Origin of the sequence: Acinetobacter sp. AKBS16 (assembly GCF_002899995.1) — a bacterium.
In the GTDB taxonomy this organism is placed as follows: Bacteria; Pseudomonadota; Gammaproteobacteria; order Pseudomonadales; family Moraxellaceae; genus Acinetobacter; species Acinetobacter baumannii.
Map to the genome: position 1 here is coordinate 38,274 of NZ_POYH01000031.1, position 13,342 is coordinate 51,615.

At 36.9% G+C, this 13,342-nt stretch carries 14 protein-coding genes; 2 read left to right on the forward strand and 12 right to left on the reverse strand.

Annotated features, from left to right (window positions below; all coding sequences use genetic code 11):
- Positions 1-120 precede the first annotated feature (120 nt).
- Together C1642_RS05025 and C1642_RS05030 are read left to right on the forward strand one after the other, a co-directional pair.
- Positions 121-1,008 (forward strand): sulfite exporter TauE/SafE family protein, encoded by an 888-nt coding sequence (locus C1642_RS05025; protein ID WP_023896794.1) that lies wholly within the window; start codon positions 121-123, stop codon positions 1,006-1,008.
- 96 nt (positions 1,009-1,104) lie between these two features.
- A complete protein-coding gene (locus C1642_RS05030) occupies positions 1,105-2,214 on the forward strand; it encodes a 3-deoxy-7-phosphoheptulonate synthase (protein WP_000572397.1) in 1,110 nt (369 codons plus the stop codon).
- A gap of 74 nt (positions 2,215-2,288) precedes the next feature.
- Here C1642_RS05030 and C1642_RS05035 read toward each other — a convergent pair whose 3' ends face one another.
- The 12 genes from C1642_RS05035 to C1642_RS20170 all read right to left on the reverse strand — a co-directional run.
- Positions 2,289-3,032 carry an adenosylcobinamide-GDP ribazoletransferase gene (locus C1642_RS05035; protein ID WP_103236000.1) on the reverse strand — a complete coding sequence of 248 codons (744 nt, stop codon included), beginning with the start codon at positions 3,030-3,032 and terminating at the stop codon, positions 2,289-2,291.
- Between the two features lie 106 nt (positions 3,033-3,138).
- Complete coding sequence (locus C1642_RS05040) at positions 3,139-4,707, reverse strand: histidine-type phosphatase (protein ID WP_103236001.1); 1,569 nt, start codon at positions 4,705-4,707, stop codon at positions 3,139-3,141.
- A gap of 124 nt (positions 4,708-4,831) precedes the next feature.
- Positions 4,832-5,431: a histidine phosphatase family protein gene (locus C1642_RS05045; protein WP_103236002.1), complete on the reverse strand. Its 600-nt coding sequence runs from the start codon at positions 5,429-5,431 to the stop codon at positions 4,832-4,834.
- Positions 5,424-6,479 carry a nicotinate-nucleotide--dimethylbenzimidazole phosphoribosyltransferase gene (gene cobT / locus C1642_RS05050; protein ID WP_103236003.1) on the reverse strand — a complete coding sequence of 352 codons (1,056 nt, stop codon included), beginning with the start codon at positions 6,477-6,479 and terminating at the stop codon, positions 5,424-5,426. The genes C1642_RS05045 and cobT overlap by 8 nt, the downstream gene beginning before the upstream one ends.
- Positions 6,480-6,481: 2 nt before the next feature.
- Complete coding sequence (cobU, locus tag C1642_RS05055; protein WP_000939717.1) at positions 6,482-7,000, reverse strand: bifunctional adenosylcobinamide kinase/adenosylcobinamide-phosphate guanylyltransferase; 519 nt, start codon at positions 6,998-7,000, stop codon at positions 6,482-6,484.
- Entirely contained in the window at positions 6,988-7,614 is a 627-nt protein-coding gene (locus tag C1642_RS05060) for a 2'-5' RNA ligase family protein (RefSeq protein WP_103236004.1), read from the reverse strand. The genes cobU and C1642_RS05060 overlap by 13 nt, the downstream gene beginning before the upstream one ends.
- Positions 7,615-7,718: 104 nt before the next feature.
- A complete protein-coding gene (gene mtlD, locus C1642_RS05065; protein ID WP_213064252.1) occupies positions 7,719-9,866 on the reverse strand; it encodes a bifunctional mannitol-1-phosphate dehydrogenase/phosphatase in 2,148 nt (715 codons plus the stop codon).
- A 331-nt stretch (positions 9,867-10,197) separates the two neighbouring features.
- Positions 10,198-10,818 (reverse strand): GNAT family N-acetyltransferase, encoded by a 621-nt coding sequence (locus C1642_RS05070; RefSeq protein WP_000956973.1) that lies wholly within the window; start codon positions 10,816-10,818, stop codon positions 10,198-10,200.
- A gap of 135 nt (positions 10,819-10,953) precedes the next feature.
- Complete coding sequence (locus C1642_RS05075; protein ID WP_103236006.1) at positions 10,954-11,292, reverse strand: hypothetical protein; 339 nt, start codon at positions 11,290-11,292, stop codon at positions 10,954-10,956.
- Positions 11,289-12,812 carry a PepSY-associated TM helix domain-containing protein gene (locus C1642_RS05080; RefSeq protein ID WP_103236007.1) on the reverse strand — a complete coding sequence of 508 codons (1,524 nt, stop codon included), beginning with the start codon at positions 12,810-12,812 and terminating at the stop codon, positions 11,289-11,291. The genes C1642_RS05075 and C1642_RS05080 overlap by 4 nt, the downstream gene beginning before the upstream one ends.
- Positions 12,813-13,106 (reverse strand): hypothetical protein, encoded by a 294-nt coding sequence (locus tag C1642_RS05085; RefSeq protein WP_000018791.1) that lies wholly within the window; start codon positions 13,104-13,106, stop codon positions 12,813-12,815.
- An 84-nt stretch (positions 13,107-13,190) separates the two neighbouring features.
- The coding region (locus C1642_RS20170) for a hypothetical protein (protein WP_416202827.1) at positions 13,191-13,342 on the reverse strand (152 nt) is incomplete at its 5' end.

Sequence of the window (13,342 nt, forward strand, 5' to 3'; positions counted from 1 at the left end):
CAAGCTAAGCATGATTTTGATTGCTTAGCTTTTTTTTGCATAAGTAAATCATTATTCATGACAACTGTTTATCTCTAAAAGGAATAAGATATCTGCGTTTCGTGATAAGTGGCGATAAAGATGTCTGGTGCTTTTGAATTTATCTTGGCAGGTATGTTAGTTGGCTTCTGTGTAGGTATTACAGGAGTTGGTGGTGGATCATTAATGACACCAATTTTAATTGGTCTTTTTAGGATTGAACCGCATATCGCAATTGGTACTGATTTACTTTACGCCGCGATCTCTAAGTTCTGTGGATCGATGGTTCACGCAAAAAAACTTAATATCGTCTGGCCGATTGTTTTATGGCTAGCAGTCGGTAGTATTCCTGCATCTTTTGGTACTGCGTGGGTACTTGAGCATTATTTAAGTCAGTCAACTCATTATAAAGCTGTATTAACCATGGTATTAGGCTTTATGTTGACCTTAACTGGTGTTTCTATCATTTTCCGTACTCGGATTGAAAAGTTCTTTAATAAATTCCGAAATAAAGAGAATACTCAAACTGAAAATGAGCAATTAGCTGTTCAAAATAAACGCACCTATATTGTGATTATGGGTATTATTTTGGGCGTATTCGTAACACTATCCTCAGTCGGCGCTGGTGCCTTTGGAATTATGGCACTTGTAATCATGTTCCCTAACTTACCCATGATTCGTATTATTGGTTCCGATGTCGTACACGCTGTACTCTTAACCCTAGTCGCAGGTCTTGGGCATATGAGTGCCGGTAATGTCGACTTTGTGCTGCTTATGTGGTTATTAGTAGGTTCAATTCCGGCAATTATTATTGGCACATTAATTAGCTCACGTATGCCGGAACGTTTAATCCGTAAAATTTTGGGTATTACACTATTTGCTCTTGGTGTTAACTTTATGGTCCACCCAGTCAAAGCCAAACCAAAAGCAGCTGTGGTACAACAACAAGCATTAGTTGCTGAAAAAACAGGCAACTCGACCGAAAGATAGTAAAATCAATGGGATTTTTCCAAACTGAATTGCCATGAGATGTAGTATTTTCATAATTATTTCATGGTATATTCAGTACACAAAACAACCTTTAGTATGATCGAACCAGTGACAGCAATGACTACACATTCAAATTCCGTTTCCAAGCCAGATATCGACGACGTTAACATTAAAAGCATCCAAACTCTTGTAACACCAGCTGAGCTTAAATCAGAACTTCCGTTATCTGATGTTGCTTCACAAACTGTTCTAAAAGGCCGCGAAACTATTCGTAATATTTTAGATGGTTCAGATAAACGTTTATTTGTCGTTATTGGTCCTTGCTCTATTCATGATCCAAAAGCTGCTCACGAATATGCTGATCGCCTAAAAGCGCTAAGCGAAAAGGTTAAAGATACTTTATATCTGGTTATGCGTGTATATTTTGAAAAACCACGTACTACAATTGGCTGGAAAGGCTTAATTAATGATCCGGATATGAATGACTCATTTAACATCGAAAAAGGTTTACGTATTGGTCGTAAACTTTTGCTTGAGTTAAATGAAAAAGGCTTACCTTGTGCAACAGAAGCACTTGACCCTAACTCTCCACAGTACTATCAAGACTTAATTTCATGGTCTGCAATTGGTGCACGTACAACCGAAAGCCAAACTCACCGCGAAATGTCTTCTGGTCTATCATCACCAGTAGGTTTTAAAAATGGTACAGACGGCGGTTTAACTGTCGCAACCAATGCCATGCAGTCTGTTAAATATGGCCACAGTTTCTTAGGCTTAAATGAAGACGGTCAGGTTTCAATCATTAATACAAAAGGTAACCCTTATGCACACGTGGTATTACGTGGCGGTAATGGTAAACCAAACTACGATGCTGGCTCTGTTGCAGAAGCAGAAAACGCTTTAGCGAAAGCAAAAGTGAGCAACAAAATTATGATTGATGCAAGCCACGCTAACTCGAATAAAGACCCTTACTTACAGCCGCTTGTTCTTAAAAACATTACTGAACAGATTTTAGACGGCAATAAGTCAATTGTAGGTATTATGGTCGAAAGTCATCTAAAAGGCGGCCGTCAAGATATTCCTGACAATCTTTGTGACCTTGAATATGGCAAATCAGTAACGGATGGTTGTATTGACTGGGAAACTACTGAAAAGACATTGCTTGAAATGCATGAAGCTTTAAAAGAAGTTTTACCAAACCGCTAATTCATCTTTTTGAGATTGAAAATTAAGCCCTCATTTTTTGAGGGCTTTTTATTTTATTGAGGTGGAATTTAACATCAAACTAAATAAAAATAACTTACGACAAAAGTAAAAATCAGTACAGTTTCACCTATTTCAATCGCTGCACCGACGGTATCCCCTGTAATACCGCCAATCCTTTTTATAAACACATGTCTTAAATAAACAAGACTGATTAAAAAACTAATGATGGCAATAAGCCCTTGCCACTCCCAATACAAAGGTAATAACAGAACGAACCCAGTTATTATCCATGAAGCAGTTTTGGGTAAATGGTCTGTCAAAGAACGGCCTAAGCCTTTTTCGCGGACATATGGTGTAGTTAAAAACAAAATAGATGGCACCACACGCCCAAGGATAGGAATGCATATTAAAAATAAAGATTGATGCTGTTCAATCAACACATAAACTAGTGCAAATTTGAGCAAACATATGATAACTAAGCTGAGGACTCCAATTGGACCACAACTTGGATCCTTCATGATTTGTAAAGTACGTAGTTTATCTCCAAAACCACCTACCCACGCATCGGCCGTATCTGCTAGCCCATCTAAATGCAATCCACCTGTCAGCCAAATCCATAAAGAGAGTACGATTGCCGCAAGTAAAAGAGCGGGTAATTTAACAAAAATACAGGTAACAAGAAAAAGTATGCCCCCAATAATCAGGCCGATTAGAGGATAAAACAGAATAGCTCGACCATTTTGTTGTGCCGTTGGTATTGTTTTTAGCTCAATAGGCAGAACAGTTAAAAATTGCAATGCTATCCAAAAAGGTGTCATATCCAAGTCTCTAACTGATCTATATCTAAAAACAAATTGAATTATGAAGAAATAAAAATGGGAATAGCAATCCCTATTCCCATTAAAGACTTCAAAAACTGAAAATCTATTGCATTTGATAGCACTGTTTCAATTTGATGTAGTCATAGTAAAAACTGGTTGGTGTATAACGTGCATAATTACATGTAGGTTTAAATAAAGTTTCTTTTTCGTTATAAAGCATTTTTACCAAAGTATTGCCTTGGCTATTTTGGTAAATATCCCATTGTAAATTTGCCGCCATAGGTGAAACTACTTCACCACGCCATGCACTTGTCGAGTAATTATAAGTCTGGCGTAGTGGTAACGGCTGCATCATATTATGCAAATCTAGGCTGGTTGCTAAAGGAATAATAATTTCAGCATGGGCAAAACGTAAAACTGCTTTATAAGGCTGGGCTTTATTCACCACAGCATCAACTTGTTGGAACAGATCCTGTTTAAGTCCTTGGGCGATTTCACTGGTGACTTGATTTGATTCTGTAAAGCTTGGGCCTTTTTCGTAAAAATCATTGGCGTCATTAAATTCAGCATAAAATTTTGCGGCTTCCAAAGGCATATATTTATCAAAATCAATACCTTTTAACTCATCTTTCATACCACCAGAAATTGAATAGAGTTCATAAATATAAGCCGCTGCATCAACTGCGCTGGCAATTGTATTTTTTCCCTTACCTTTTTCTGTAATTTGCTCACCTTTCGGTGAAGTTACTGTAAATGATCCGGTATTGCTAAAGCTATAACCCGTGGTACCGAGCTTTTTAATGAAGTCAGCTTTAAAAATCGGGCTGAGTACCAGTTGGGCAGTTTTTTCAGCCTGAGTATTTTTTGATAACTCATCTAACTTTTGAGCTAAATCTTTATTATTTTCTTCAAAATCTTGATAAGCCTGACTTGCATCATAAATTTTTTGTTGGCTAACACTAAGTGGTTGAGCTAAGTCTTCGTCTGCATTCAAGCTATGAAAATAAAGTTTAAAACGATCAACGCCACCATCTTCAATACTTGGCACGTTTTCACTCGATAAATTGGTATAAGACAATGGAACAATTTTATCTTTCAGTTGGGGTTGTTGTTTAATGAGTTCAGCAGTGAAAAATTTAGCACTATCTACCGCACGATCCACCCCAGAACTTTGTACCAATATAGACGCCTGCGTATTTAAAAGAGTTGGTAAGCGCTGTAATAATCGATCGGCAATACCGCGGTGTTCTAAAATACCAGTCATGGTTTCATTTCCATAACCGTACTGACGGATCCCTTCAACACCATAACCTAACAAAATATTCGCTTTCATCATTGCTTCTAAATCAGCACCTAATTGCTCACCTAGTGGCGTTAAGGCATTTTCTACTTTCGCCTGTTTCCATAAATTATAAAGTGCTAAATCATATTTCAGACTTGATAAACCTCTCGAACCGTGACGTGCCACTAACTCTGTAAAAACTGGCTGGAACCCAGTCGGCGCTTGTTCATAGCTTTTTAAGTCTTGTTGAGGTTGGTAAGGCGTTTTCGTTTGATAATATTTTGATGGGTTTGTAGATGGTGCAGTTTGAGCTTCTTGATCATCATTGTTATTACAAGCCGCGAGCAATAATGATGCTGCAAGCACAGTTGTTTTAAATAAAATATTCATAAGCCAGATGTATGGTTAATAAGAAATGCCAATAGCTTAGATACTAGCAATGACAGTTCTATTACACAGGCTAAAATAACATTTTAAAAATAATAACTTACAAGTGTATAAAAATATAAAACTACTATCTTAACTTAAAAGTTAATTGACCATCTGCTTCAGAAAATTCGAGTGAATATAATTTTCCAAGCTCTGCCGGCATTTTAAGTAAGTCATCTAGAGGCTGTTGTCTGGCTAAACAAGCCAATAGCTTAATTACACCTCCATGAGTAATGACTAAAGCATGCTGTAAGTTTTGCTTTTGCATCTGCTCCAGCAAATTCTGAAAACCTTTAAGAACCCTTGTTTGAAACTGGTTTAATGTTTCTGCGCGAGGTGGACAATATTGACTTGGTTTTTGCCAAAAGTTTGCCAGTAATTCGGGTGAGGTTTCATAAATTTGCTGAGTTGGGACGCCTTCCCATTCACCAAAATACATTTCTTTTAAGTCATGATTTACAAGTAAAGGGAGTTCTGCTGTTTTGGCCAGTTGCTCGGCAAAACAAGCACATCTTTTTAATGATGAACTTACAATGACATCCCATGTCTGGTTTGTAACTTGCTCAATGGTTGACTGCATTTGCTGCCAACCTTTTGCTGTTAACTCATCATCTAAATGACCACGTAAAGTATGGCTATATTGACTTTCGCCATGTCTGAGCAAATCGATCCTAAATTTAGCCAATTTTATTCCCACTTACAGCCGCTTGAGCGAAGGTAGCCATTTGGTTATGTAAAGCGCAGGCCATTTTAACCAATGCTAAGGCAGTACCAGCACCGCTACCTTCACCTAAACGCAAATTCATATTTAAAATCGGCTCAGCATTGAGTTCTTGTAAAATACGTTGGTGTCCATATTCTGCCGATTGATGGCCAAAAAGCATCCAGTCACGCACTTGAGGATTCATCCGCACAGCACATAAAGCGGCTACAGAACTAATAAAACCGTCTACAATCACAGGTAAACCCACTTGCGCACAGCGGATATAAGCACCTGTAATTGCCGCAATTTCCAAACCACCTACAGCACATAGTTTTTTGAAGACATCACCAATGACATGTTTGTGATGAAGTTCAATTGCCTTTTCAATTACTTCAATTTTATGTCTTAACTGATCAGCACCAATTCCTGTACCTACTCCAGTCAATTGCTCGGCAGTATCATTTAATAAAAGGCATGCTAAAGCAGAGGCAGAACAGGTATTTCCAATCCCCATTTCACCCGCAATATAAATATCTGCTCTATTCGCTTTAGCAGTATCTACACTTTTTTTCCCTAACTCTAAGGCAGCACGACATTCATCTAGATTCATTGCAGCTTGTTTGGCAAAATTTGCTGTGCCGGCACGAATACAATGACGTTCAACACCTGCATATTCGTATGCTTCGCCTGCTGTACCGCAGTCAATCACTTGCAAATGAGCTTGATGATATTTGGCAATGACACTAATTGCCGCACCGCCAGTTGTGAAGTTTTGCAACATTTGACGGGTAACAGCTTGGGGATATGCAGAGATATTTTCTTCAACTACGCCATGATCACCTGCAAAAATCGTAATCCATGGATGGTTAACTTGTGGATGCGCATTTGACTGTAAACTGGCAAGTGTGATTGCAATCTGCTCTAAATCACCTAAGGCACCTGTAGGTTTGGTAAGTTGGAGTTGATGTTGCTCAGCTTGTTGTTTTGTATCTAAATTAGGTTGCTGCACAGATTGTAACCACCAGTTCATTTTTATTTCTCACCTTTTAAAATCATTGGAAAACCAGCCACACAAAACACAACTTTATCTGCAATTTGCCCTAGAGCCTGATGTAGCCTTCCTGCTTCATCGACAAAACGGCGGCTAATTTCACCAAGTGGCACAACGCCTAAACCCGTTTCATTACTTACTAAAATAATTTCTGACTGAAGTGTGGGTAAAACTCTTAACAGCTGCTCACACTCAAATTGTTGAATATTTTGATCTTCTAAAAGTAACAAATTGGTTAGCCAAAGTGTTAAGCAATCCACCAGAATAATTTGGTTAGGTCGATCAATTTCTTGCAGAGTTTTTGCTAAAAATAATGGTTCTTCAACTAAAGACCAGTGAGCAGGACGCTGATTTTGATGATGGACGATTCGGCTTTGCATTTCTGGATCAAGCGCTTGTGCCGTAGCCACATAAGTGACAGCTAATTGCATAGATATGGCCGTTTGTTCAGCCAGTCGGCTTTTGCCAGAACGGGCACCACCTAAAATCAATTGCAACATGAATCACCTAAAAACGAATGCTGATACGGATACAGCTGACCTTGTAAAATTTGAGCTTGATAATAGCCAAAGCTTAAATGCTCAACTTTAAGATCAAATTCAGCCTGTGTGTATTGTACAGGTAATTGAGAAATTTTTTGTAAAATCAAATTACTACTATAGTCTTTCTTATACAAACCCAATGTAATGTGCGGACAGTAATCTAAAGCGGCAATTTCATTAGAAACTGTACCTAATTTTTGCCGTATGAGAGATAAGTTATTTTCGGTGTCTTGGACTTCTACAAATAAAGCACTACTAAAGCTATCAACTGAACCAATTTTTAATTGGAATGGTGCAAAATTTTCTTGTATTAGAACTTTCTTATGCTGCTCAAATTCAGTAAAACTAAAATCATCACAGTGAACTTTAGTTTCATGAGTCAAGAAACCACATATAAACAGCGTGACATGATATTGACGATGATTAGGTTCTACTAGAAATTCTGAAAAATGCGCACGCAATTGATCTAGATAATGAACTAATTTCTGATCATTAATTTCTAGATACCACAATGCGTAATTTTGACGCCCAAGGTGCCATTCGGGATAATCCCGTATAGGTGTTGGCACCATGAGTGTGGAGGGTTTTAACAGCACAGTTTTAATTCAAAATTATTCAAATTTTGTATTAAAACATGTTTGTCTTTCAATTGTTGAGGTTAATTCAATAAGCAAACTCAAACATATTGATTTGATGTAGTTTTGGTATTGTTCAGCTTAATGTCCAAAGGTTGTTTACCTTGTTCAGAAAACAAATATTGGATAAGTTGAACCAATTCAGCTTCAAACTGTCTTCTTTGAGTTGTACTCAAGTCTAGGTTCTGAATTTGCTGCTGCAGATGTTCAACAGCTTTAGTCTCTTCAATTTCTAAAAATTGAATCGCATAGGCATAACCTAAAGCAGCACCTTTTACTAAGTTTTTATAAGACAAATCATGACGAATATTCACAGCAATTGATGCCATGACACGCTCATTATGATTGAGTTTGCGTAGTGGATCTCTTGCTACGCGTTGACAAGGATCTTTAAATGCATATTCACATGAGTCTAGAAAACTTTGTGACATTCGATCCAGATCTTTTGCATAATTAGGTAATACAATTGCAAGTCCCTGCTTCACTTCTGCAATTAAGTTCTCTGCAAATGCTTTAACTGAATGATCACCCATGGCAACACCAATAGATTCATAACCCATTAAAGATGCATACCAAGCAAGCATCGCATGTACACCATTCCATAAACGATTTTTAATGAGTTGAATGTCAGTAATTTGATCAACCAATACCACCTGACGCAACTTTTCAAGTAAAGGACTGCCTTTCTCTACATAGATTGGCATATCAGTTTCACTATGGAACAAGATTAAATCCATGCTTTGTAAGATATGTCCCGGCTGGAAATTACGGCGCATGTTATCAACATAGATAGAAGCCTGATTTAGTTGATCTTGATTCAGTTTATTACAGTCTTCAATTTCGATTTGGTCTTCTTGCTCCACATCTTCTAAATGCTGTTCAAGGAAATTATGTTTAATACGAAGTTGACGATATAAATTCTGATTAGAAAGTTTTGAAACCATGCGATTAACTACGGTGTCGCAAAAGTAATGCTCTTTTAAAATATGCTCGGTTACATCTTCATCGTTGGTTAACTCTAGTAGAGCTTCTTTAAGATGCTTCATAACCAAATATTTCGCACCAACCTTATTTAAAATAATTAGAAAGGTTAAAGGTTCTATACATGTTTCAAGTTGCGAATTAAAACGCGCATATAACCCTTTTGCAATTATCTTTGATTCAGGTTCGATCGCTTGCTCAGGCAAACATAATGCAATCAAACTTGAATGAGTATACATCTCTAACATTTGTTGTTCATTGTCAGAATCAACAATGGTCATATTCTCAATACGTTCATCATAAGAAAATTGCCCATAGCGAATACTATAGGTTCCAAACGCATTTACAGCTTCGCGGAAAAGACTATTTCGTGTTGACGCAATTATACGTTTTGGTTTCGTATAACCATCCCAATGTGACAAGATCTGCGCTATATAACCACCGCCAATAGCACCGAAACCATGTATTCCAACAGTAAGCTGATTCAGACTTTGCGGAAAAGGTTCCTGCATTTCTGGCATGTCCATAACGGGAATAAATTGGTCAAGGTCGGTTAAAAAGTCATACATCTGATCATAATAAAAATGCGCTTTTTCCAGCATTTCATCATTTGGTTCTTTAATATCTTTTAATAAAATCGTTAAACCTTTCGATGTATGTGCTGAAGTTAAACCATTTTCCGAATCTTCAAACATAAGACACTGGTTAGCGTCTAAATGAAGTTGACTAGCCGCTTTTAAAAAGATTTCTGGATGTGGCTTCCCTTGTTCTACTTCATCCCCACAAGTAATGACATCAAAAAATTTATAAACATTTGCATTAATTAAATATTCTTCGGCAATTGCTCTACGGCTTGAAGTAGCCACAGCCATTCTTAAACCAGATTTTCTTAAACGCTCTAGAACTTGAACCAAACCTTTTTTAATAGGTACGCCGTGTTTTCGAATATGTTCTAGTTCCATCTCATCGGCACGTTTTCGAATTTCCTTATATGGAACATCTACTCCGTATAAACGTTGTGCAAGCTTTTCCGCTGTAGTCGCACTTAACCCCAAACATTGCATTAAATATTCGTGTGAAAACTCCTGCCCAATGAGTTCTTGAGATGCCTGTTGCAATGTTTGAAACCGTAACCGTTCAGTATCAAACATTGTCCCATCCATATCGAAGATAGCTCCATGAACAGGTTTTCCATGAAAAATAAGCACGTTTTTACCTCTTTTTTGATCATGTTTTATTCAGGGTATACAAAAAATTGCTAAAAAAGGCAGGATGATAATAAATGAAACATTAGTGGTTATTTTTTAATCAAAAATATAAGCAATCTGTTACTGAGAAGAGTTAAAACACTCAAAAAGGTTGAACAATATAGATAATTCTGAAACTGAGTTTAAACACAAAAGTAGCAAGCCTTCCTCGCTTGCTACTTTTGCTTCTTCTTTTTATGCGCTGATCATGTTTATTTTTCTTAGGTCCATTTACTGCTAAACAAACCTGCATTGTTTTTATTATGTCTTGCAGGTCTACCCATACCAGAAATTAACTCGCTTTTTGCTGTAATTTTTGTTGCGATGCCTGGTATAACTCAAAAAATCTGTCATAGAACTTTTCACGGAAACAGTAATACAACATTGCCGTTTTTTCCGGCATTGGAATTAAGCCCTGCTCTTCATAGCACATGTCTTCTACTACAGCCGCATAAGGCTTCACTGTATGATCAGGTTCTCCTACAATTCTATTTGTTGGGGAATTTTCAAAAATATAGAAATTCAATAAACGAATTGTTGGGCGCAAAAAGCCTTGACCAAAAGCAGATTTCTCCCCAAATAGTAAATGCCAACCTAAATCATTGTCTTCACCTTTATAATAACGAGCTAGGCGATCACGTTTCCCTTCATAAATTTCGGCATAACCCACGTCTTGACCATTGATTCCTACAATCATTAAACGTTGATGATCATCAGCTAGCATTTTTTCAAAATAAACTTTGAGTTCTATTTCGCTTTTATTTAATTGCCACTGAGGAATAACGTGTGGCTCATGCATCCAGCGGTGTAATAGTGGTATATCTTGAGGATACTGAACCTGACGTAATGAGTAGCTAACATCATTTTCAATATATTCAAAATAATCTGGGAGCTTTTGTGAAAGCGTAAGCATTATAACGGTCCTTGCTATGACACAACCTATAATTGATAATGATAATCATTTTTATTTAAGATGCAAGCTTATTTTTACTATTTTTTTTATTGCATAAATCATGGACAAAAAATTCAGCTTTCCCTCTACTAATATTTAAGGTACCCACTCAACAATCGAGAAAATAATTGCAACGACGATTACCATTAACCAAATAGGAATAAAATATTTTCTAAAAAAATAAAAAACAATAATTTGAAAAAAGAAAGCGGTTGTGATTATGGCAAAAAACCATGATAAGGCTCCTACAGAGCTTCCTTCAAAGGAGCAATTCCAAAACAATGAACTAAGCAAAAATAATATGGTTGTTCCATATAAAATTCGTCTAGATGTACTTTTAAGCCAGCTATATTGAAGCTTTTTCTGACCAAATTGGCTGAGCATGCATGCTTGCATCATGGCAGCAATAGCCCAAAATAATGATGCAAAGCTCATTTGGCCTCTCCTAACGTAATAAATTTGGTTTGGTAGAAGCGTAGTACTACTAAATAGAATAGCCCGAGCAGTATGAGCGCCAGATCAACACCAGCAAGAGACCAATGCACAGACTTTAAACTATTTAATAAAGAGGCTTCTGGCACCAGAACGACACTAATAACTGGAATAAGGAATAAAACAGCAGCCGTAATATATAGCATGATGATTATTCCCTTCCTTATTGAGCAGCTAAAGCTAATCAATAAGCTTAATAGCCATGCTATATAAAATGCTGAAACCTCGTATAGTTCCCTCGGCTCAAATGAAGCAGGTATAATCCGACTAACCATTAAATAAAAGGCTGAGGCAAAAGGCAGCCCTAAGAAAGTAAAAAAGTTCAAATGTCTTACTAATCTATATCCAAATTTCTTTTGTTCTTTGATGCGCTTTTTTTGCCATAGTAATGCGCCTGCAACCAACATGACACATCCTATTATTCCTAAACAAGCCAAAATAAAACGCATCCAGATAGAAGCAAAGTAACCTAAATGAATCCCATAACTTGATGAACCTAATTGTGCAATTGCACTTAAATTTCGTGGCTGATTGAGTCGTTCAGCCGTATTTGTTGCAAAAATATATTGAGGAGTATTTAAGGTAATAATATTTTTATAGTTATAGTCAAATGTAATCATGCCATCGGCTGTATTAGGCTTTTGAACTTCAAATTTATCTAAAATAGCTCCAGATTCTGTTCGCTTAGGCATTTGTGCCATGAATTGATTAAAAGGTTGCATCGCTTCTGTTAAGGAAGGTTCTCGAGGTTTTGCCACCTCGGTAAACTGCATTTCATTATAGAACTTAGGTATACCAGCTTTACCATATTGTTCCGATAACCCCCATGGTAAAACTAGATAAAATAAAATCAACAGTCCAGTAAAGGCCATCACCAAATAAAAAGGAAAAGTGATAACTCCTGTTATGTGATGAAGATCTAATAAAGAACGCTGTCCTTTAAAAGCCCTAAAGGTAAAAAACTCTTTAATAATTTTCTTATGTGTAATCACACCTGTGATTAAACTAATTAATAGAATTAAGGCAACAACTGCTACAACTAAGCTACCGAACGTGCTTGGCAAAGGATAAAGCGTGTAATGTAGTTTGAAAAAGAAATCTCCACCCAAAGTCTTCCGTACAGGCCCCAATAGCTCTCCGGTATTAGGATTTTGTAGCTCTTGATGTTTCCCCTCTTTATCCTGCCATTGAAGTAGATTCACAGGCATCCGCTCATTGGCTACTGTGACTCGCCATCTTTTGGCATTTGGTGCATGTTGATTGAGATAGTTAAACGCAGTTTGCGCAGAATGTTGTGCAGAAGGGATTGTTTGAATATGGCTGATTGCTTCTGGCTGTGCCCAAACATTAATTTCCGTTCGAAAATAAGCAATAGAGCCCGTAAAAAAAATGAAAAAGATAACCCAAAGAACAATAATTCCAAACCAACTATGTAGTATTGCCTGAATTTGACGAAAATTCATTTAAGCCACTCCCCATTTAGCTAATAGCCAATAGCTCACTAATAACACTACGCCTAAGCTATTGATCATCCAAAACCATAGTTTTGATAAAATGGAACTCGTAAAGACAATATAAAAAATAAAAAAGATAAAACTGATAAATACCGAAAAATAAACATTCTCTGCTTTAGCAAAAGGTAACCATTTAGCCAAAACAAGGCTGAGCCATGAACTGTAGCAATAAGCGGCTAAACAGATAAAAAAGATCCTGCTATACGTAAAATTAAAATTTTCTTGTTTTTTTAGATGACTCATTTAAATGGCCTTAAAAATTTAAATATGCCAGATTTGATTGAAAGAAATACCTGCTCTATACAGGTATCTCTTTCGTTAGTTGCATTAATAGTTAAAAGTATAACTTAAACCATAAGTACGGCCTTCTGCAGGGATTGCTAACAACGGATTAGCATTAGAGACGGCTGCTTGCTGAGCAAATACTGTTCGATACTGACGGTTCCACACATTATAAACACCAAAATCTACACGACCTT

Bases quoted from the DNA above. Each gene is read 5' to 3' on its own strand.
- C1642_RS05070 (WP_000956973.1), bottom strand. From the start codon at position 10,818: ATGCTTACGCTTTCACAAAAGCTCCCAGATTATTTTGAATATATTGAA.
- C1642_RS05035 (WP_103236000.1), bottom strand. From the start codon at position 3,032: ATGACACCTTTTTGGATAGCATTGCAATTTTTAACTGTTCTGCCTATT.
- C1642_RS05080 (WP_103236007.1), bottom strand. From the start codon at position 12,812: ATGAATTTTCGTCAAATTCAGGCAATACTACATAGTTGGTTTGGAATT.
- C1642_RS05025 (WP_023896794.1), top strand. From the start codon at position 121: ATGTCTGGTGCTTTTGAATTTATCTTGGCAGGTATGTTAGTTGGCTTC.
- cobT (WP_103236003.1), bottom strand. From the start codon at position 6,479: ATGAACTGGTGGTTACAATCTGTGCAGCAACCTAATTTAGATACAAAA.
- C1642_RS05060 (WP_103236004.1), bottom strand. From the start codon at position 7,614: ATGGTGCCAACACCTATACGGGATTATCCCGAATGGCACCTTGGGCGT.
- C1642_RS05085 (WP_000018791.1), bottom strand. From the start codon at position 13,106: ATGAGTCATCTAAAAAAACAAGAAAATTTTAATTTTACGTATAGCAGG.
- C1642_RS05040 (WP_103236001.1), bottom strand. From the start codon at position 4,707: ATGAATATTTTATTTAAAACAACTGTGCTTGCAGCATCATTATTGCTC.
- cobU (WP_000939717.1), bottom strand. From the start codon at position 7,000: ATGTTGCAATTGATTTTAGGTGGTGCCCGTTCTGGCAAAAGCCGACTG.
- C1642_RS05030 (WP_000572397.1), top strand. From the start codon at position 1,105: ATGATCGAACCAGTGACAGCAATGACTACACATTCAAATTCCGTTTCC.
- C1642_RS05075 (WP_103236006.1), bottom strand. From the start codon at position 11,292: ATGAGCTTTGCATCATTATTTTGGGCTATTGCTGCCATGATGCAAGCA.